Raw genomic sequence first — 20,103 nt, 5'->3', positions numbered from 1 at the left:
ATTTCGTTCTGGCAGGGGCGCCGCTGGACTGGTACCAGCTCCAAAGGCGCCTTGTTCAGCCGATCCAGCCCTTGAGGTTCTCCGCGATCACTCCGCTCAACGCCGAGATATGCGCCGGATCATCGTTGAGACAGGGGATATAGGTGAAGCTCTCGCCCCCGGCCTCCTCGAAGCTCTCCTTGATCTCCTCGTTGATCTCTTCCAGCGTTTCGATGCAATCGGCGGAGAAGGCCGGCGCGATCACTGCGATCCGCTTCTTGCCGTCCCGCGCCAGTTTTGCCACGTGTTCGACCGTGTAAGGCCGCAGCCAGTCCTCCGGTCCGAACTGGCTCTGGAAGGTCGTGGTAATCTTCTCCGGATCCATTCCCAGCTTCTCTTGCAATAGCCGCGTCGTCTTCTGGCAGTGGCAATGATAGGGATCGCCTTCCATGTGATAGCGCTTGGGCAGCCCGTGATAGGAGCAGACCAGCATGTCGGGTGCGTCTTCCATCGCGCCGAAGCCACGTTCCACGGACTGGGCCAACGCGTCGATATAAGCAGGCTCATCGAAATACGGCGGCACGATCCGCACGGTTGGCTGCCATTTCTCTTCCATCAACACTCGGAAGAACTGGTCATTGGCCGTGGCCGACGTGGCACCGGCATAGTGCGGGTAAAGCGGGAAGAAGAGGATCTTGCGACAGCCCTGTTCGATCAGCGCCTTGACCCGCTCCTTCGTCGAGGGGTTGCCATAGCGCATACAGAGATCGACCACGACCTTGTCGCCGAACCGTTCGGCCATATCCGCCGCGATCCCTTCCTTTTGCGCCCGGCTGATGGTCATCAGCGGACTCTCGTCCAACTCCTCGTTCCAGATCGAGCGATAGGCCTCGCCCGAGCTGAAAGGCCGCTTGGACAGGATGATGAGCTGCAAGAGCGGCTGCCATTTCCAGCTTGGATAGTCGATCACCCGCTTGTCGGAGAGAAATTCGCCGAGATAGCGTCGCATCGACCAGTAATCGGTGCCGTCCGGTGTGCCGAGATTGGCCAGCAGGACGCCGATCTTCTCCTCCGGGAATTTCGGGTGGTCGGCGGGTTTCGTCATGATCATCTGGCTGTCCTGCTTTCTGCTGGTCTCTGGCGAGATAAGATCCCGGCCTATCGAGTCAATCCTTCTTCGGCATTCCGCCCGGTTGTGCGGGATCGTTCAAGCCGAATTCCTCAGATCCGAGCGCATCGGCAAGGCGGGTCGTCGCGGATCCGGGTTGAAGCGGCTTCGGTTGCGAGGCATCCGGCGCCCAGCCGGTCAGCACGAGGATCTCGAAGGTTGCGCCAACCCGGCCATCCGCGTCGCCATGCGCCCGGGCATATTCCTCCGCAGCCCGCAAGAAGAGCTGTCGCGGTGCAAGGGCCCGGTGCCGCGTGGCCAGCACGTTGCCTTCGCCCATCGCCCGCAGGTCCCGCATCAGGTGGAACATGGTCTCGTAGCTTGCCGTGAGCGGCAGGCTGTCGGCGACAGGCAACGCAAAGCCGGCCCGCTGCATCAGCGAGCCCATATCCCGGATTTCTCCCATCGGCGCGACGCGCGGTGACAGCCCGCCCATCACCTCCGTCTCCGCCACGGCCAGCGCATGGCGCAGTTCGGTCAGGGTCTCGCCGCCGAAGCTGAAGCCGATGAACAACCCGTCCGGACGCAGCGCGTGGCGCGCCTGTGCGAGCTGCCCGACCGGATCATCCGCCCAATGCAGCGCCATCGCATGCACCAGCAGGTCGCAGCTCCCGGTTTCCAGATCCAACATCTCGGCATCGGCGACCTGCCGCGCAGAGGGCATCAATTCGCCCCAGAGCTCGGGAAAACCGGAGACCACGACCGGGTCCGTAAACGTCCTGTTAACCATCATCAGTCTTTCCTCCAGATCATCCGCCATTGTGCGGTGGAGGAAGTCCGCCATGCCGCCGGGCGCCTTCCGCGCTCGGGCGCGGGCGCGGGTGAGGGCGGCGCGGTCGGTCAATCGGGGTGTGCTCATGATGGGAAATGCCGTTCTGCGGTCCGGGGTCGAGGCTGTGCTGCGCATTGTCTACCCTCCCCATTGCCTGAGCTGCAATGCAATCGTGGGGACAGATGACGGTCTTTGTCCGGAGTGCTGGGGGCGGACGCCCTTCATCACCGGGCTGGTCTGCGATCTCTGCGGCGTGCCTTTACCCGGGGACGACCCGACCGAGATCGTGCAGTGTGACGACTGCCTGCGCATTGCCCGTCCCTGGAGCCGAGGCCGCGCCGCACTTGCCTATCGCGACAATACCCGCCGGCTCGTTCTCGCCTTCAAGCGCGGTGACCGCACCGATATCGCCCGTGCGGCCGGCACATGGATGGGGATCGCGGCGCAGGATATCGCCCTGCCGGATCAGATCGTGGCCCCGACGCCACTCCATTGGCGCCGCCTCTTCCAGCGCCGCTACAATCAAGCCGCGTTGCTCAGCGCCGAGATGGCGCGCTACCTCGCGCTGGAGCATTGCCCGGACCTGCTGCTGCGCACCCGCAATACCGGCACCCAGGAGGGCAAGGGCCGCGATGCGCGTTTCGCCAACATGGTAGATTCCATCGCCGTGCATCCGCGCCGCCGGGCACTGATCGAGGGACGGCCTGTCTTGCTGGTCGATGACGTGCTGACCACTGGCGCCACGCTCGCGGCCTGTGCCGAGGCCAGCTATGCTGCGGGTGCAAGTGACGTGCGGGTCGTTGCACTGGCGCGGACAGTCAAGGACGGGTAAGGTCCGCGCCGGAATGTTCGGAATGCCGGTGATCATGCAACCTGTCGAAATCTATACAACGCCTTTCTGCGGCTTCTGCCATGCCGCCAAACGCCTGCTGACGCAGAAGGATGTGTCCTTCGCGGAGGTCGATGTCGCGCGCGAACCGCAGCGGCGTCAGGAGATGATGGACCGTGCGAATGGCGGTTACACCGTGCCGCAGATCTTCATCGGCGGCACCCATATCGGTGGCTGTGACGAGCTCTACGCGCTGGAACGCGCCGGAAAGCTCGACCCGATGCTGAACGCGGAGGGCTGAGCGACCGCCATGCGCGCCGGGCTGCTGCAACTCAATGTGTCGGATGACCCCGAAGCGAACCTGCCGCTAACGCTGTCCCTGCTGGACGAGGCGGTCGGAGAGGGGGCGGGCTTCGTTCTGACGCCGGAGGTGACCAATTGCCTGTCTGCCAGCCGGACCCGACAGCAGGAGGTGCTGCGTCCTGAGAGCGAGGACATAACGCTCGCCGGTCTGCGCGAGGCTGCGGCCAAACACGGCATCTGGCTGCTGATCGGGTCGCTGGCGCTGAAGACCGACGATCCGGACGGGCGCTTTGCCAACCGTTCCTTCCTGATCGACCCGGCGGGCGGGATCGTCGCGCGCTACGACAAGATCCACATGTTCGACGTGACGGTCTCCAAGGTCGAAACCTACCGCGAATCCGCTGGCTACCGGCCGGGCGAGGCGGCTGTGCTGGCCGAGACGCCCTTCGGCAAGATCGGCATGACGATCTGCTACGACATCCGCTTCCCGTATCTTTATCGCGGCCTGGCCGGCGCCGGCGCCGATATCCTGACCATCCCGGCGGCCTTCTCGCCTGTCACCGGAGCGGCCCATTGGGAACCGCTCCTGCGCGCCCGCGCGATCGAGAACGGCGCCTATGTGCTCGCACCCGCCCAATGCGGCCAGCATGCCAGCGCGCGGGGCAAGCAGCGCTCGACCTATGGCCACACAATGGCCGTCGCCCCCTGGGGCGAAGTTCTGGCGGATGCCGGTGAGACGCCCGGGGTCACGTTGATCAATCTCGACAAGGAGGCCATCGCCCGCGCGCGTGCCCGTGTCCCGTCCCTGAGCCATGATCGGCCCTATGGTGACCCGAGATGACGCAGCCAAATGACAGCCTCGCCGTCGCGCTCTTCTCCGAGATATTCACCATCGACCAACTGGCACATAATCGCCTGACTAAGGCGCTCCCCAAGGGGATGGAGCTGAGCCAGTTCTCGGTGCTGAACCATCTCGCCCGCGTCGGCGAGGAGCGCACCCCCGCGCAGCTTGCGCAGGCCTTCCACCTGACACGCGGCGCGATGAGCAACACGCTGTCCAAGCTCGAATGGGCCGGGCATATCCACGTCCGCCCAGATTGGGATGACGCGCGGCGCAAGTTCATCACCATCAGCCCTTCGGGGCGCGCCGCGCGCGAGGCGGCCATCGCGGCGGTCTCGCCGATCATCGCCGAGGTCGTGGCGGAGATCGGCCCCGAGCGGGTGCGCCAGGCGCTGCCGGTGCTGCGAGAGCTGCGCGAGAAGCTCGGCGCGAGTTGAGCCATGCGCTGCTTCATTGCCATCACGCTGCCCGAGGCCGCGCTTGACCAGCTTGAAGCGCTCGCCGCCCGCATCCCGGCTGGCCGCATTTCACCGCGCGAGAACATGCATCTGACCTTGGTTTTCCTGGACGAGATCGACCACGATCAGGCCGAGGAGCTGCATCTTGCGCTGTCCGAGATCCATCACCCGGCGTTGGATATCGACATCAAGGGTCTCGATCTTTTCAGCAGCCCGACCCCGGACCTGCTCTTCGCCGCCATCGATCCCAGCCCGGCATTGGTCCACCTGCAAGAGAAGGTCTCCACGGCGGCTCGCAATAGCGGCATCTCCCTGAAGCGCCGCCGCTTCCGCCCACATGTCACGCTCGCCCGATTCAACCGCGCGCCGACCGGGCCGGCAGCCGAGCGCCTCGCCGAGTTCCTTGGTGTCTACAGCCTTGAGATGACACTCTCATTTCATGCAGAGAGAGTCTCGCTGATCCAGTCGGAGCTTGGCAGGGGGCCGTCCCGCTACACCGAGTTGGCCGCCTATGACCTGATATCCGTCATCTGAACGCATCGCGTTCTGGCGCGGTTCGCCTTGCGCGAAATGGCTCAGGCCGGCCGCGTGCTCGCTGTCACGTAGTTCACCGAAAGGTCCTTCGACGAGAGCGACCAGCTCCACAAGACCGGGTTGAAGACGAAGCCCGTCGCATCTTCCGGCCGCAGACCGGCGCGGGAGATCAGGTCCTTCAGCTCGTCCGGGGTGATGAACTTGTTCCACTCATGGGTGCCCTTGGGCAGCCAGCGCATCACCCATTCCGCCCCGACAATGGCCATCGCGAAGCTCTTGGGGTTGCGGTTGATGGTCGAGCAGATCATCAGCCCGCCGGGTTTGAGAAGGTCATGACAGGCCGTCAGATAGGCCAGCGGGTCGGAGACATGCTCGACCACTTCCATGTTCAGCACCACGTCGAATCGCTCGCCTGCAGCCGCCATCTCTTCGGCGGTGATGCAGCGGTAGTCGATCTCCAGCCCGCTTTGCTCTGCATGGATCTGCGCCACGGGAATGTTCCGTTCCGCCGCATCCGCTCCGACAACCGTTGCGCCAAGCCGTGCCATCGGCTCCGAGAGCAGCCCGCCGCCGCAACCGATATCGAGCAGGCGCAGCCCTTCGAAAGGTTTCGGCGCGGTGAGGTCGCGGTCGAACTCGGCGGCAATCTGACGCGTGATGTAGTCGAGCCGGGTCGGGTTGAGCATGTGCAGCGGCTTGAACTTGCCCGTCGGGTCCCACCAATCGGCGGCCATCGCCTCGAATTTGGCAACCTCGGCCGGATCGACAGTGGTCTGGCTCGTGTTCATCATGCGGCTCCTTCAATCGGGGCGGTCGCTTCGGCGTGGCGCCGGGTTTCAGACCGCTATATAGCTCTCATATGGATCGGGTTGCAGGACAGAAAAGCGCACTGCACTATCTTTTCCCATCGATCGAGCCTTTCGACCGGTGTCTGCTGGATGTTGGCGACGGCCACAAGCTCTATGTGGAGCAATGCGGGCATCCCGACGGGATTCCGGTCGTGGTGCTGCACGGTGGGCCGGGTGGAGGCTGCTCGCCTGCTATGCGGCGCTATTTCGACCCCAATCACTATCGAATCGTCCTTTTCGACCAGCGCGGCTGCGGCATGTCGCGCCCCAATGCATCGGTCGAGGCCAACACGACGTGGCACCTTGTGCACGATATCGAGGCGATCCGGGAGCGGCTCGGCATCGACCGTTGGGTCGTCTTTGGTGGCTCCTGGGGGGCGACGCTGGCGCTGCTTTATGCGCAGACTCACCCGGATCGTGCGGCCTATCTCGTTCTGCGCGGCGTTTTCCTGATGATGCAACGCGAGCTCGACTGGTTCTATGGCGGCGGCGCTGGGCAATTTCATCCGGAGGAATGGCAACTCTTCTCTGGCATCATTCCCGAGGATGAAAGGGGCGACCTGATCGCCGCCTATGGCAAGCGGCTCTTCGGCAATGACATCTCCGAGCAGACCCATTTCGCCCGCGCCTGGTGTCGCTGGGAAAATGCGCTGGCGACGGTGCGCAGCGAAGGTGCGCATGGCGAGGCTCCGGGGCAATATGCCCGTGCTTTCGCAAGGCTGGAGAACCATTATTTCCGACACAAGGGCTGGCTGGAACGGGATGCGCAGATACTCGAGGACATGCCGTTGATTGCCCATATCTCCGGCACGGTCGTGCAGGGACGGTTCGACATGATCTGTCCGCCGCGCTCGGCCTGGGAGGTGACGGAGCGTTGGTCGCGCGGCGAATTGTGGATGGTCGGGATGGCGGGTCATGCGCTGAGCGAGGCGGGGATCTCGGAGCAGCTTGTGCGCGTGACGAACGCCATTGTGCGTCAGGCCACGAAACTCGGTCTGTAGAAAATACGGGCTTTCGGCCTATCCTGGTTGGAATGTCAGCAGGAGGAGGGCCAGCCATGAGCGAGCAGGACACGTCCATCGAGGAACGCGAGAACGGACCACTCATCGTCAAGGGGGGGGCCATGATCGCCCGAATGGATGGCGAAGCTGTCGAAACGAGACCCGTGATGGCGCTTTGCCGCTGCGGGGCGAGCGCCAACAAGCCCTTCTGCGACGGAACGCATGCGAAGATTGGTTTCGAGAGCCGGGGCGGAACGCCGGCCGGTCGGGATCGGGTCATCGCCTATGAGGGCGCAGAAGTAACCGTCCATTTCAACCCGCGCCTGTGCGCCCATGCCGCCGAGTGCGGCCGTCTGGCGGCACATATCTTCTCCGATCAGCAACGGCCCTGGATCCAGCCGGACAAGGGAAGCGTGGCGGAGGTCGAGGCGGTTGTGCGCGCCTGTCCCTCGGGCGCGTTGCAGATGTCGGCGCCCGGAGAGGAAGCGGGACAGCTCTTCGCGGACCGTGCCGGAATTTCCGTGCAAAAGGACGGTCCGTATTGGGTGCAGGGGATTGCCCCGCCGGTACCGATGGATGCGGAGGGCGGGAGTGCCGCGAAATTTGTGCTCTGTCGCTGCGGCCAATCCGGAAACAAGCCTTTCTGCGACGGTTCGCATCGGGACGCGGGCTGGCGCGACGACGCCGAAGAAAGCTAGAAAGGCGCGACGGAAAGCGCGCCCTGCTGCGTTTGACGTCTTGAAGTGACGTCAAACCGGGAGCGGCCATGCGCAACGCCCTGCGATTTTTTCTCAAGGAACAGCCTGTGGCCTTCGGCATCTTTGCCGCGGCACTCCTCGTGATGCTGTTCTTCGGAGGCAAATTCCTGCTGCATTTGGGCGATTTTCACGGCCGTGTCCCGCGTGAGCAGGCGCTGGAGGCGTGGATGCGTCCGCGCTACGTGTCCATGTCCTATCATCTGCCGCCGAAGGTCCTGCGCGAGGAAATCCTGAAGATCGGCCCGCCGCCCAAGGATCGAGAGCGTGAGCCGATCACCATGGAGGAGATCGCGGCGCAAAAGGGCGTCACGCTTGAAGAACTGACCGGGATCGTCCGTGCCGGCGCCGAAGCCTTCCATGAAGAGCGCCGGAAATGATCGACACGCTGCTCGCACTTGTGCCCCTCTACGGGCTGTTCCTGATTGCAGGCGTCGTGTCGGCGTCCTGTCTCGCCATCCCGTTGCCGTCGTCGATGCTCGTCATGGCCTCGGGAGGGTTCGCCGCAGCCGGGGATCTCGTGCTGTGGCAGGTCATCGCGGTTGCGTTTCTCGGTTTTGTCCTCGGCGACCAGACGGCCTTCGGCATTGCCCGCCTGGGCGGACCGAAACTCATGGACCGCCTCAAGGCCAGCCCCTCCCGCGCCGGGCTTATCGCCCGCGCCGAGGCGCTGGTCGACCAGTGGGGCGCGGCGGCGGTGATCGGCGCGCGGACTGTCGTCTCTCCAATGGGGCCCTGGACGTCCTATATCGGTGGTGCAGCAGGGTTGCGCTGGATGACCTTCACCGCCGCAGCTGTCTTGGGCGCGGCTGTCTGGTCCACGGGATACGCGCTTCTGGGCTACTTTTTTGCCGACCAGATTTCGGTCATCGCTTCCTTGATCGTCAATGGCGCGGGCGTGATCCTTGCCGCAGCGGTTGCCTTGGGCGCTGGCTGGTGGCTCTGGCGGAACTGGACGGCCTATCGCAAGCAGGCGAGCGGGGCCTAGTGTTCCTCACCGGACAAGAGAGACGCGATTGAGGCAGGGCATCGGGTGGGGGTCCAATATCCCTGTGCGAAACCATCAGTTGGTGGTCAGGAACCCCTGGAAACTTTGTATTTCGATGTGACCAAACCAGAGGCGAATGACTTCGAGTCCAGGAGTTGCAGGTCAATATCCGCGTTCAGCGGCCCGAACATTCGTTTGCCTTCCCCGATAAGGATTGGGACAATCGTCACGATCATATCTGCGATGAGACCCTCACGAATGAAGCTCTGGATTATTTTTCCGCCGTCGATGTAGGCACGTTCCCAACCTTGTTCCGACAGGGACGCCATGAGGCGTTGAGGTGCTTGATCGCTAATGCTGACCTTATCGCGCAAATCCGCGGGAATATCTTTTGGTTTCAGGGTTTTGCTCAATACCACAACGGGCTTCTCGTAAGGCCAGGCATCAAATGTCAACATGGTCCGAAACGAACCACTCCCCATCACAAGCCCATCAACGGACTCCATGAACGCTTCATAGCCGTGATCTTCACCGTCGGTCTTTTGCTTCATCAGCCAATCAAGGCCGAAGTCGTCTCTCGCAACAAATCCATCGAGGCTCATCGCCATGAATATGTGACCTGTCGTCATTTCAGCTTCTCCGATATGCGTCTGACATGAAAGCCTTTTCACTGCTGATGGGCGCAATCGGTTGAAGCGTCTAACGGCAAACCGGTCTCGGGTCGCAGCTCTCTGAATCGCCCTCCCGGAAACCAAGCGCGCATCAAGGGTCGGCAGGAAATCCTTTGTTAGGCGAGAGGAGCCTAGCTGTCCTCATCCTCACCTTCGAGGCGGAAGATGTCGCAGGCGTATTTCGCCGTGATCCCATGGACGAAGGCCGAGATCAGAACCGCCATGATCGCCGTGACGAGAAGCGGGTTCCCCTTGTCGAGCTTTTCGAAGTCCATGATCACGAAAACCGCAAATAGGGCGGTGGCCAGCCCGCGCGGGCCAAACCAGCCATAGAAGAGCCGTTCGTTCGGGCGGCAATCGGTGCCGATCAGCGAGATCCAGATCGCAACCGGCCGTACGACGAGGAGCGAGAGTGCGATCAGCAGAAGGCCGGTCACCGAGGCATGTTCGATGGCCACCGGGGCGAACAGCGCACCGATGAAGAAGAAGCTCAGGATCGCGAAGAACTGCCCGTCTCCCTCGATGAATTCTCGCGCCTGGCTCACCGTGCCCTTCGCGGTATTGGCATAGGCCATGCCGGAGACGAAGACGGCGACGAAGGAATTGCCGCCCACATGTTCTGCAGCGAAGAAGATCAGCGCGATCAACGCCAGCGTTGCCACCTTCCCCAGCCCGTGATCGATCAGACCGCGATCTTCGGCGGCATTGCGCGCCAGCCCCGCCAGCGCTCCGACCACCAGCCCGAGCAGTGCGCCGAGACCAATCTGGGCCGCCAGAAGCCTGAGGAAAGACCCGCTGCCGAGATCCGGATCGCCTTCCGCCACCGCCATGCCAGCGAAGAAGAGCACAAATGGCAGGGCAAGCCCGTCATTGAGCCCGCTTTCGGCGTTGAGCGTGTTTCGGATCGTCTTCGGGATTCGTTCATTGGATTGGATGGACTGGCCGAGCGCGGCATCGGTCGGGGCCAGCAGCGCGGCGAGCAGGCAGGTCTCCCAGAACGGCCAGCCGGGCAGCAGGGCGAAATTGATCAGCGCGCCCAGGAGGATCGCGACAGGCAGGCCGATCAACAGCATCCGCGCGGCCCGTGCGCCGAGCCGGTCCAGCGCATCGCGGTCGAGCATGGTGGCATCGGCAAAGAGCAACAGCGCCAAGGTGACTTCCGCCATATCGTGAAAGACCGAGGCCGAGTCGTGGCTCAATTCCAGCCCGGTCGAGCCGATCAGGACGCCAACGCTGAGAAAAACCATCGGCATGGTGATGCCACGACGCCCAATTCCGGCGGAGAGCAGGCAATAGACCAGGATTGCTGCGCTGATGAGGACGGGATAGGCATGCATCCGGTTTCTCCCTTGCTGACCCGCAGCTTAGGGGCGAGCCGGGCCTCGCACCACCCACCATTGCGGGAATATGCGGAAACGGGGCCTTGCCATGCGGCATCCGAGCACGTATATGCCCTCTCAACAGCGGCGCTGTCGGGGTTACTCCGAAAGTTCCACCGGGAAACATCGACGGGCCGCGCGCCCGTTTTTTTGTTCTGGACCGGAAATGACCGACCTTATCGCCAAGACCAATATCGACCAGAGATTGTTCGAAATTCTCTCCCCCGTCATCGAGGGGATGGGGTTCGAATTGGTTCGAATCCGGCTGATGTCCGGCAATACGCCGATCCTTCAGATCATGGCGGAGAAGCCGGAAGGCGGCATAGAGGTTGATGATTGCGCCGGGATCTCCACCGCTGTTTCGGCGGTGATGGATGTCGAGGATCCGATCGAGGACAATTATACGCTGGAGGTCTCCTCGCCCGGTATCGACCGGCCGCTGACCCGGCTGAAGGATTTCGAGACCTGGGCCGGCTATGTCGCCAAGCTGGAAACCGAAGAGCTGATCGACGGTCGCCGCCGCTTCAAGGGCGCGCTCAAGGGGGTCGAGGGTGACGAGGTTCTGGTCGAGATTGACCATGAAGGCGGTCCGGTGACCATCGGGCTCAAATTCGACTGGCTCTCTGATGCCAAGCTGGTGCTGACAGACGAGCTGATCCGCGAGATGCTCAGCCAACGCAAGCATGCGGGCCAGATTGACGAAGCCCAGTTCGACGAAGTTCAGACATTCATGGCGTCCGAGGACGACGCCGCCGCGAATACGTAAGAGGAAGAGCAAGAGATGGCCATCACATCCGCCAACCAGCTGGAATTGCTGCAGACCGCCGAAGCAGTCGCGCGCGAGAAGATGATTGACCCCGAGCTGGTCATTGAAGCGATGGAAGAAAGTCTCGCCCGCGCCGCGAAGTCGCGCTACGGCTCGGAGATGGATATCCGCGTTGCCATCGACCGCAAGACCGGCCGCGCGAGTTTCACGCGCATCCGCACCGTGGTCGAGGACGAGCTGCTTGAGAATTACCAGGCCGAGCTGACCGTTGATCAGGCCAAGCAATACATGGCCGATCCGCAGATCGGTGACGAGCTGCGCGACGAGGTGCCGCCGGTCGAGATGGGACGGATCGCCGCCCAGAGCGCCAAGCAGGTCATCCTGCAAAAGGTGCGCGAAGCCGAGCGCGACCGCCAGTTCGAGGAGTTCAAGGACCGCGCCAACACCATCATCAACGGTGTCGTCAAGCGCGAGGAATATGGCAACGTCATCGTCGATATCGGCCGTGGCGAGGGCATCCTGCGCCGCAACGAGAAGATCGGCCGCGAGAGCTATCGCAATGGCGACCGCATCCGCTGCTTTATCAAGGATGTACGTCGTGAGGCCCGTGGCCCGCAGATCTTCCTGAGCCGCACCTCGCCGGAATTCATGTCCGAGCTGTTCAAGATGGAAGTGCCGGAGATCTATGACGGCATCATCGAGATCAAGGCTGTTGCCCGTGATCCCGGTTCGCGCGCCAAGATCGCCGTGATCTCCTATGATGGATCGATCGATCCGGTCGGTGCCTGTGTCGGTATGCGCGGCAGCCGGGTTCAGGCCGTGGTCAACGAGCTTCAGGGCGAGAAGATCGACATCATCCCCTGGAACGAGGATATGCCGACCTTCCTGGTGAACGCGCTTCAGCCGGCCGAGGTCTCCAAGGTCGTTCTCGACGAGGAAGCCGAGCGGATCGAAGTTGTCGTTCCCGATGAGCAGCTGTCGCTGGCCATCGGACGGCGCGGCCAGAACGTGCGGCTCGCCAGCCAGCTCACCGGCCTCGATATCGACATCATGACCGAGGAAGACGAATCCGCCCGTCGCCAGAAGGAGTTCGAGGAGCGCACCCGTCTCTTCATGGACACGCTGGATCTCGACGAGTTCTTCGCCCAGTTGCTGGTCTCCGAGGGCTTCTCCAACCTGGAGGAGGTCGCCTATGTCGAACTTGATGAACTTCTGGTCATCGAGGGCGTCGACGAGGATAATGCCAACGAGCTTCAGGCCCGCGCCCGCGATCATATCGATGCGGCGAACCGCAAGGCGCTGGAGCGCGCGGTCGAGATGGGTGTCGAGCAGAGCCTGATCGATTTCGAGGGGCTGACCCCGCAGATGATCGAGGCGCTGGCCGAAGATGGCGTCAAGACGCTGGAAGATTTCGCCACCTGCGCCGACTGGGAGCTGGCCGGTGGCTGGACCACGGTCGATGGCGAGCGGGTCAAGGATGACGGCGTTCTGGAGAAGTTCGATGTCGCCCTTGCCGAGGCGCAGGACATGGTCATGACCGCGCGGATCCAGCTCGGCTGGGTCGACCCTGCGGATCTTGCCTCCGAGGAAGACGAAGAGGTTGAGGCCGAGGACGTGCAGACAGAGGAGGCTGGCGCCTGATTGCTGGCGCCGGTGGGTGTCGGACCATGGGTCGCGGTGGCATGAAGAAAGACCGGGAGGCGGCGGCCGAGCGCAAATGCGCTGCCACCGGCGAAACCCGGTCAAAGGCGGAGATGGTCCGTTTCGTGGTCGGGCCGGATGGCGGTATTGTACCGGATTTTGCCGGCAAACTGCCGGGCCGCGGCATTTGGGTCACGGCCACGCGAGACGCGTTGGCGCTGGCGGTTAAGAAGAAAGCCTTCGCGCGGGGAGCGAAGCGGCAGGTTGCGGTCCCCGACGGGCTGGTGGACGCCATCGAGGCGGGGCTGGCACGGCGTCTGACCGATATGCTGTCGCTGGCGCGCAAGGCAGGGTTGGCGATCGCGGGCTACGAGAAGGTTCGCGGGCTGATCCAGGCGGGTGACGCCACCGTTCTCCTGCAGGCCAGCGATGGCTCGGAGCGCGGAAAGAGCAAATTGCGCCTCTCCGAAGAGGAAGGTGCCAGTTTCGACTGTCTGACAGCCCATGAAATGGGTTTGTCCTTTGGTCGAGACCATGTAATACACGCGGCGCTGTGTGCCGGAGGACTCACGACTCGTGTCGTGGAGGAAGCCACACGGCTTTCCGGCCTGCGTGGCAATATCGGGGCAACCGGCCCCGGAAAGGACGATGGTATCGCATGAGCGAGAATGACGGCAAAAAGACCCTGGGCCTCAAGAGCGGAGCACGCTCCGGTTCAGTGAAGCAGAGTTTCAGCCACGGGCGGACGAAGAACGTCGTGGTAGAGACGAAGCGCAAGCGGGTCGTCGTGCCGAAACCGGGCGCCGGCAAGTCCGGCGGTGGCGGTGGACAGGCGGGCGGGGATCCCTCGCGCCGTCCGGCCGGCATTTCCGACGCCGAGATGGACCGTCGGCTGAAGGCTTTGCAGGCGGCGAAAGCCCGCGAGTCCGAAGAGGCGGAGCAGCGCGTCCAGGACGAGAAGCGCCGTGAGGAAGAGCGTCAGCGCCGCCGCGAGGATATGGAAGCCAAAGAGCGCGAAGAACGTGCGCGCGAAGAGGCTCTGAAGGCGAAGGCCGAGGAAGAAGAGCGCAAGAAGCGCGAGGCGGCCGAGGCCGTGAAGCGCGAGCGCGAAGAGCGTGAGGCGGCCCGCAAGGCAGTCCTGTCCACGCCGTCGCGTTCGGCTCGCAAGCCCGAGCCCGCCACTGCCAAGAAAAAGGAATCGGAGAGTGAAGCTCCGGCCCGGGAAGCCGCCCCCGCGCGGGAAGCGACGTCCCAGCCCAAGACATTCACCAAGCCCGATGCCACGCCCCGCAAGGGTGGCCGCAATGATCGCGACCGCGACAGCCGCGGCAAGGGTGCGCGCGACGACGCCCGTCGTACAGGCAAGCTGACGCTGAACCAGGCAATGGCTGGCGGCGGCGGTCGGCAGCGATCGATGGCGGCGATGAAGCGCAAGCAGGAGCGTGCGCGGCAGAAGGCCATGGGCGGTGCCGAGATTCGCGAAAAGGTTGTGCGTGACGTGCAGGTCCCCGAGACGATCGTCGTTTCGGAACTGGCCAACCGCATGGCCGAGCGCGTCGCGGATGTCGTGAAGGCGCTGATGCAGAACGGCATGATGATGACGCAGAACCAGGCGATCGACGCCGATACTGCCGAGCTCATCATCGAGGAATTCGGTCACAAGATTGTCCGTGTCTCCGATGCTGACGTCGAAGACGTGATCGACGCCGTCGAGGACAAGGACGAGGATCTGGTGTCCCGTCCGCCGGTCGTGACCGTGATGGGCCATGTCGACCACGGCAAGACCTCGCTGCTCGACGCGATCCGCCACGCCAAGGTTGTCTCGGGCGAGGCCGGGGGCATCACCCAGCATATCGGCGCCTACCAGGTGACCACGGATAGCGGCCAGCTGCTGTCCTTCCTGGATACGCCGGGCCACGCTGCCTTCACCTCCATGCGAGCCCGTGGTGCGCAGGTGACGGATATCGTCATCCTCGTGGTTGCCGCCGATGACGCGGTGATGCCGCAGACCATCGAGGCCATCAACCACGCCAAGGCGGCTCAAGTGCCGATGATCGTGGCGATCAACAAGGTCGACAAGCCCGATGCCGATCCGAACAAGGTGCGGACCGCACTGCTGCAGCACGAGGTGATCGTGGAGCAGATGTCCGGTGACGTGCAGGATGTCGAGGTCTCGGCCATCACCGGTCAGGGTCTGGACGAATTGCTCGAAGCCATCGCGCTGCAATCCGAGATCCTCGAGCTCAAGGCCAACCCGACACGCGCCGCCGCTGGCGCCGTGATCGAAGCCCAGCTCGACGTGGGCCGTGGCCCGGTTGCGACGGTTCTGGTTCAGAACGGCACGCTCAAGCAGGGCGACATCTTCGTCGTCGGCGAGCAGTGGGGTAAGGTCCGGGCGCTGGTCGATGACAAGGGCAACCGCGTCAAGGAAGCCGGCCCGTCGGTCCCTGTCGAGGTGCTCGGCCTGAACGGTACGCCCGAAGCGGGCGACGTGCTGAACGTGGTCGAGACCGAGGCCCAGGCCCGCGAGATCGCCGAATATCGGGAGCAGGCCGCCAAGGACAAGCGTGCTGCCGCCGGTGCCGCCACGACCCTCGACCAGCTCATGGCCAAGGCCAAGGCGGACGAAAACGTCAGCGAGCTGCCAATTCTTGTCAAGGCCGACGTTCAGGGCTCTGCCGAGGCCATCGCCCAGGCGATGGAGAAGATCGGCAATGACGAGGTGCGTGTGCGCCTGCTGCACTCTGCGGTTGGTGCCATCACGGAGAGCGATATCGGTCTGGCCGAAGCCTCCGGCGCGCCGGTCATCGGCTTCAACGTTCGTGCCAATGCGCCCGCACGCGCCGCGGCGAACCAGAAAGGCGTGGAGATCCGTTACTATTCGGTGATCTACGACCTCGTGGACGACGTGAAGAAAGCCGCCTCCGGTCTGCTTTCGGCCGAGGTTCGCGAGAACTTCATCGGCTATGCCGAGATCAAGGAAGTCTTCAAGGTTTCCAATGTCGGCAAGGTCGCCGGCTGTCTGGTCACCGAAGGCGTCGCCCGCCGGTCCGCCGGTGTGCGCCTGCTGCGCGACAACGTGGTGATCCACGAAGGCACGCTGAAGACGCTCAAGCGCTTCAAGGACGAGGTTGCCGAGGTGCAGTCCGGTCAGGAATGCGGCATGGCCTTCGAGAATTACGACGATATTCGCGCTGGCGATGTCATCGAGATCTTCGAACGCGAGGAAGTCGAGCGCAATCTCGACTGATCGGCGCGCCGATTATGACACTGGAATAGAGGCCGCGATCTTCGGGATCGCGGCCTCCTTTCGTTTCTGCAATCCTCTATATCCACGCACAGGTGCGATCGGCTGCCCGGCCGGACCTGTATCAGCACAAGGAGTATGGATTGGGATCCTGCCGGCGCCAACAAGCAGGTCTTCAGCCACTGTCAAACGGTCAGGCTGGGAGGCGCGACGCCGCCTGACGCGCGCTGATAGGGGCCCGTCTCCGTGCTTCCCTCTCAGAGCAGGAAGTCGCTCGTATCGAGATTTGTCAGGCCGCGCACCAGAATAGAACTGTCATAGGTCGCGTCATCCGCGAGGAAGATCAACACGAGGCTGTGCCCCTCGGCCGTTACGGAGATGTCGAGATCTGGCGCCTCGCCGCCATTCTCCGCTGTGATGCCGGTAAGGTCGATCAGGTCTTCACCGCGGGTGAAATCGGTGATCACGTCGCGGCTCGCGCTGTCGAGCCCGCTCTCCGCAATCGTGTTGAAGACGAAATGATCGTCCCCCGCTCCGCCAGCCATGCTGTCCGCGCCATTGCCGCCGAAAAGCCGGTCGTTGCCACCGCTCCCGTCAAGCAGGTCCGCGCCGTCGCCGCCCCAGAGCGTGTTGGCGTTGTCGTCCCCTTTAATAGTGTCGTCATGGCTCGAGCCGACGACCTGTTCGACCGAGACGTAGCTGTCACCGCCCGCCTCGCCAGTGTTCCGGTTTGTATCGGAGAGATCTACCACAACCGAGCTTGTCGCCTGATTGTAGAGTGCCCGGTCAACGCCGTCGCCGCCATCCAGACGGTCGCCGCCGAGCCCGCCGCGCAGCTTGTCATTGCCGTCGCCGCCATAGAGCGCATCCGCACCATCGCGCCCGTCGAGCAGGTCGCCGAAATTCCCGCCCCAGAGGCTGTTGTCGCCGATGTCGCCGGCGATCTGATCGGCATGGTTTGTCCCGACCACTTGTTCCACCGAAGAATAGCGGTCGCCTTCCGCCTCGCCGGTGTTCAGGGAGCTGTCGGCAAGATCGACCCGGAGGCCGCTTGTCGCCTGGTTGTAGAGAACCCGGTCGACGCCGTCGCCGCCGTTCAGCAGGTCGCCGCCGAGCCCGCCGCGCAGCTTGTCGTTGCCGTCACCGCCATAGAGCGTGTCATTGCCATCGCCCCCGTCGATCAGGTCGATGCCGAGCCCGCCCCAGAGGCTGTTGGCGGCGTCATCGCCGAAGATCTGGTCGTCATGGTTCGAACCGACGACTTGTTCGACAGAGACAAAGCTGTCGCCGGATGCCTCGCCGGTGTTGCGGCTGGAATCGGCGAGATAGACCTTGAGGCCGCTTGCCGCCGAGTTGTAGAGCGCCCGGTCGATGCCGTCGCCGCCGTTCAACAAATCGCCGCCAAGTCCGCCACGGAGCTTGTCGTCACCATCGCCGCCATAGAGCACATCCGCGCCATCGCGCCCATCGAGCAGGTCGCCCAAATTGCCGCCCCAAAGGCTGTTGTCGTTGTCATCGCCCCAGAGTTCGTCGGCATGGTTTGTCCCGACCACTTGTTCCACCGATGTATAGCGGTCGCCTGCAGCCTCACCGGTGTTCAGGGAGCTGTCACCGAGATCCACCCGGAGGCCGCTTGTCGCCTGATTGTAGAGCGCCCGGTCGATACCGTCGCCGCCGTTCAACATGTCGCCGCCGAGCCCGCCGCGGAGCTTGTCGTTGCCGTCGCCGCCATAGAGCGTGTCATTGCCATCGCCCCCGTCGAGCAGGTCGATGCCGAGCCCGCCCCAGAGGCTGTTGGCGGCGTCATTGCCGATGATCTGGTCGTCATGGTCAGAGCCGACGACCTGCTCGACCGAGACAAAGCTGTCACCGGCGGCCTCGCCGGTGTTGCGGCTGGTATCGGCGAGATAGATGTTGAGGCCACTGGCCGCCGAGTTGTAGAGCGCCCGGTCGATGCCGTCGCCGCCGTTCAACATGTCCCCGCCAAGTCCGCCACGGAGCTTGTCGTTGCCGTCACCGCCATAGAGCGTGTCATTGCCCTCGCCCCCGTCGAGCAGGTCGATACCGAGGCCGCCCCAGAGGCTGTTGTCGGTGCTGTCACCGAAGATCTGGTCGTCATGGTCCGAGCCAACGACCTGTTCGACCGAAACAAAACTGTCCCCGGCGGCTTCGCCAGTGTTCCGGCGCGCGTCACCTAGATCGACAAGGAGGCCGCTTGTCGCTTGGTTGTAGAGCGCCCGGTCGATGCCGTCGCCGCCATCGAGACGGTCGCTTCCAAGCCCACCGCAGAGTTTGTCGTCGCCGGCCTGACCGAAAAGGCTGTCATCGCCTCGTCCTGCGTCCAGAAGATTATCGAAGGCATCCCCCGCGATGGTGTCGTCGAATCCCGTTCCAATCACGGTTTCGATGGAGGTGAACGTGTCGCCCTCGGCGAGCCAATCATGCGTGAGCGACTGGTCAAGAGAAACCGTGATACCGCGGCTCGCCGAGGAATAGTCTATGCTGTCGCTTCCGGTGCCGCCGTCATGCGCATCCGTACCGGACCCGCCGAGGAAACGGTCGTTCCCATCTCCCCCCAGCAGGGTATCGTCGCCGATGCCGCCATCCAGAAGGTCGTCGCCCCCCTGGCCTGAAAGGTGATCGTCTCCGCGTTCTCCAAAAAGGCTGTTCTTCGCTATGTCGCCCTGCAACCGATCCGCAAAATCCGTGCCGATGAGATTCTCGATATCGGTCAGGCTGTCACCGCTCGCGTAACCGCCTGCTGCCACGTCATCGAGCAGGTCGACATCCACAGCGGCATTGGACCCCCGGTAGTCTACGAAATCCGACCCCGTGCCGCCATCGATGGTCTCCGCGAGCAGGCTGGCAATGATGAAATCATCGCCCGCGCCGGCATTGATCCGATCTGCTGTCCCCAGACCGTCCAGCAGATCGTCCTCCGTGCCTCCGTTGACGATCCCGTTCCGGGTGTCGATCGTGGTTCCTATCGCGGCCTCGATTTCGGCTGCAGACCTGAGACCGGAAATATCCGCGGTCAACCCGTTGAACAGGACCTGTTCAACCATCTGGCTGCCGGATTGGAAATGCGCGTCCACCAGGACCGACGAGAAGCGGTTGCCGAAGCCATCTACCGAATAGAAGATCAGGTCGTTCCCGGAGAGGACAACCTCGATCTGGCCCTTGCTTTGCACGAAGCCCGTCAGGTCGAGCGTATCGGTCCCGCCGTCTCGATCGCGGATGATCACGTCCTCTGGCCTGTAGGACAGCGCTTCGTCGCGCTTGACGATGTAGATGTCGTCGCCGGCGCCGCCGATCAGCGTGTCGATCCCGGTCTGGCCCGTGGAAAGCGTGTCATTGCCGCCAAGCGCATCAAAAGTGACATTCTCGTTCGAAGCCTGGAAGACCTCATCCGCGTCGGTCCCGACCTCGCTCACATTCGATCGGACCGGGACATTGGAGGTGACCCCGAGTGCGGCCAGAATTCCCTCGGCCGTATAGGCAAGGGAGATGTTGTATTCGGTCGAGCCGAAGACCACCGTCTCGATCTTGTGGTTGCCGTTGAAATGCTCGTCCAGTTCGATCGCGGTGATCCGGTTGCCATAGGCATCGGTCGCAAACAGGAACAGATCGTCCCCGGACCTCTCCGCGTCCAGAAGACCGATTTCGCGGACAAAGCCTGTCAGGTCGAGCCTGTCATTCGAGCCGGATTCGTCCCGTATGAAGACATCCTCATGGCGGTACTCCAGCCGCGGATCGCGTTGGATCACATAGGTGTCGTTGCCGGAGTAACCGAAGAGATGGTCAAAACCGGAGCCGCCGGTGCCGAGCAGATCATCTCCGGCGAGCGCATGGAGGTTGTCACTGCCATCCCCGCCACGCAGGATATCCGCACCCAGACTCGCGCGGCCCAAGACCAGAGCCAC

19 protein-coding genes are annotated in these 20,103 nt (G+C 63.3%); 13 read left to right on the top strand and 6 right to left on the bottom strand.

Features of this window, described 5'->3' with window-relative positions; all coding sequences use genetic code 11:
• Positions 1-55: 55 nt before the first annotated feature.
• Complete coding sequence (gene hemH / locus R3X27_RS00095; RefSeq protein WP_317706769.1) at positions 56-1,090, bottom strand: ferrochelatase; 1,035 nt, start codon at positions 1,088-1,090, stop codon at positions 56-58.
• Positions 1,091-1,145: 55 nt separating this feature from the next.
• Positions 1,146-2,006, bottom strand: a complete 861-nt coding sequence (locus R3X27_RS00090) for a methyltransferase domain-containing protein (RefSeq protein WP_317706768.1) — start codon at positions 2,004-2,006, stop codon at positions 1,146-1,148.
• Position 2,007: 1 nt separating this feature from the next.
• Here R3X27_RS00090 and R3X27_RS00085 point away from each other — a divergent pair, with 1 nt between their 5' ends.
• Genes R3X27_RS00085 through thpR form a run of 5 tightly spaced genes read left to right on the top strand, consistent with a single transcriptional unit; the run spans position 2,008 to position 4,884 of the window.
• Positions 2,008-2,751: a ComF family protein gene (locus R3X27_RS00085; RefSeq protein ID WP_317707167.1), complete on the top strand. Its 744-nt coding sequence runs from the start codon at positions 2,008-2,010 to the stop codon at positions 2,749-2,751.
• 34 nt (positions 2,752-2,785) lie between these two features.
• Positions 2,786-3,049 (top strand): glutaredoxin 3, encoded by a 264-nt coding sequence (gene grxC, locus R3X27_RS00080; protein ID WP_317707166.1) that lies wholly within the window; start codon positions 2,786-2,788, stop codon positions 3,047-3,049.
• Between the two features lie 9 nt (positions 3,050-3,058).
• The gene (locus R3X27_RS00075; protein WP_317706767.1) at positions 3,059-3,892 is read left to right on the top strand and encodes a carbon-nitrogen hydrolase family protein; all 834 of its coding nucleotides are present in this window, start codon (positions 3,059-3,061) and stop codon (positions 3,890-3,892) included.
• Entirely contained in the window at positions 3,889-4,329 is a 441-nt protein-coding gene (locus R3X27_RS00070) for a MarR family winged helix-turn-helix transcriptional regulator (protein WP_317706766.1), read from the top strand. Before R3X27_RS00075 ends, R3X27_RS00070 begins: the two co-directional genes overlap by 4 nt.
• 3 nt (positions 4,330-4,332) lie before the next feature.
• Positions 4,333-4,884 carry an RNA 2',3'-cyclic phosphodiesterase gene (gene thpR, locus R3X27_RS00065; RefSeq protein ID WP_317706765.1) on the top strand — a complete coding sequence of 184 codons (552 nt, stop codon included), beginning with the start codon at positions 4,333-4,335 and terminating at the stop codon, positions 4,882-4,884.
• Between the two features lie 41 nt (positions 4,885-4,925).
• Here thpR and ubiG read toward each other — a convergent pair whose 3' ends face one another.
• Positions 4,926-5,672 (bottom strand): bifunctional 2-polyprenyl-6-hydroxyphenol methylase/3-demethylubiquinol 3-O-methyltransferase UbiG, encoded by a 747-nt coding sequence (ubiG, locus tag R3X27_RS00060; protein WP_317706764.1) that lies wholly within the window; start codon positions 5,670-5,672, stop codon positions 4,926-4,928.
• A 71-nt stretch (positions 5,673-5,743) separates the two neighbouring features.
• On the opposite strand from ubiG, the gene pip reads away from it, so the two are divergent.
• The 4 genes from pip to R3X27_RS00040 all read left to right on the top strand — a co-directional run bounded on the left by pip (position 5,744) and on the right by R3X27_RS00040 (position 8,476).
• Positions 5,744-6,733: a prolyl aminopeptidase gene (gene pip, locus R3X27_RS00055; protein ID WP_317706763.1), complete on the top strand. Its 990-nt coding sequence runs from the start codon at positions 5,744-5,746 to the stop codon at positions 6,731-6,733.
• Between the two features lie 56 nt (positions 6,734-6,789).
• Complete coding sequence (locus R3X27_RS00050) at positions 6,790-7,431, top strand: CDGSH iron-sulfur domain-containing protein (protein ID WP_317706762.1); 642 nt, start codon at positions 6,790-6,792, stop codon at positions 7,429-7,431.
• A gap of 68 nt (positions 7,432-7,499) precedes the next feature.
• Positions 7,500-7,868, top strand: coding sequence for a hypothetical protein (locus tag R3X27_RS00045; RefSeq protein ID WP_317706761.1), 369 nt, complete (start codon positions 7,500-7,502; stop codon positions 7,866-7,868).
• The gene (locus tag R3X27_RS00040; protein ID WP_317706760.1) at positions 7,865-8,476 is read left to right on the top strand and encodes a DedA family protein; all 612 of its coding nucleotides are present in this window, start codon (positions 7,865-7,867) and stop codon (positions 8,474-8,476) included. Before R3X27_RS00045 ends, R3X27_RS00040 begins: the two co-directional genes overlap by 4 nt.
• An 86-nt stretch (positions 8,477-8,562) precedes the next feature.
• On the opposite strand, the gene R3X27_RS00035 is transcribed toward R3X27_RS00040, so the two are convergent.
• Positions 8,563-9,105, bottom strand: a complete 543-nt coding sequence (locus R3X27_RS00035; RefSeq protein WP_317706759.1) for a dihydrofolate reductase family protein — start codon at positions 9,103-9,105, stop codon at positions 8,563-8,565.
• Between the two features lie 173 nt (positions 9,106-9,278).
• A complete protein-coding gene (locus R3X27_RS00030) occupies positions 9,279-10,484 on the bottom strand; it encodes a sodium:proton antiporter (protein WP_317706758.1) in 1,206 nt (401 codons plus the stop codon).
• Between the two features lie 208 nt (positions 10,485-10,692).
• Here R3X27_RS00030 and rimP point away from each other — a divergent pair, with 208 nt between their 5' ends.
• Genes rimP through infB form a run of 4 tightly spaced genes read left to right on the top strand, consistent with a single transcriptional unit; the run spans position 10,693 to position 16,183 of the window.
• Entirely contained in the window at positions 10,693-11,292 is a 600-nt protein-coding gene (gene rimP / locus R3X27_RS00025) for a ribosome maturation factor RimP (RefSeq protein WP_317706757.1), read from the top strand.
• 15 nt (positions 11,293-11,307) lie between these two features.
• Positions 11,308-12,933, top strand: a complete 1,626-nt coding sequence (nusA, locus tag R3X27_RS00020) for a transcription termination factor NusA (RefSeq protein ID WP_317706756.1) — start codon at positions 11,308-11,310, stop codon at positions 12,931-12,933.
• A gap of 26 nt (positions 12,934-12,959) precedes the next feature.
• Positions 12,960-13,595, top strand: coding sequence for an RNA-binding protein (locus R3X27_RS00015; protein WP_317706755.1), 636 nt, complete (start codon positions 12,960-12,962; stop codon positions 13,593-13,595).
• Positions 13,592-16,183 carry a translation initiation factor IF-2 gene (gene infB / locus R3X27_RS00010; protein WP_317706754.1) on the top strand — a complete coding sequence of 864 codons (2,592 nt, stop codon included), beginning with the start codon at positions 13,592-13,594 and terminating at the stop codon, positions 16,181-16,183. Before R3X27_RS00015 ends, infB begins: the two co-directional genes overlap by 4 nt.
• Before the next feature lie 254 nt (positions 16,184-16,437).
• On the opposite strand, the gene R3X27_RS00005 is transcribed toward infB, so the two are convergent.
• A partial coding sequence (locus R3X27_RS00005) for a calcium-binding protein (RefSeq protein WP_317706753.1) occupies positions 16,438-20,103 on the bottom strand: 3,666 nt, incomplete at its 5' end.

Origin of the sequence: Tropicimonas sp. TH_r6 (assembly GCF_033101155.1) — a bacterium.
In the GTDB taxonomy this organism is placed as follows: domain Bacteria; phylum Pseudomonadota; class Alphaproteobacteria; order Rhodobacterales; family Rhodobacteraceae; genus Tropicimonas.
The sequence above is the reverse complement of the archived record's forward strand: the minus strand, read 5'-3'. Positions and strand labels throughout refer to the sequence as shown.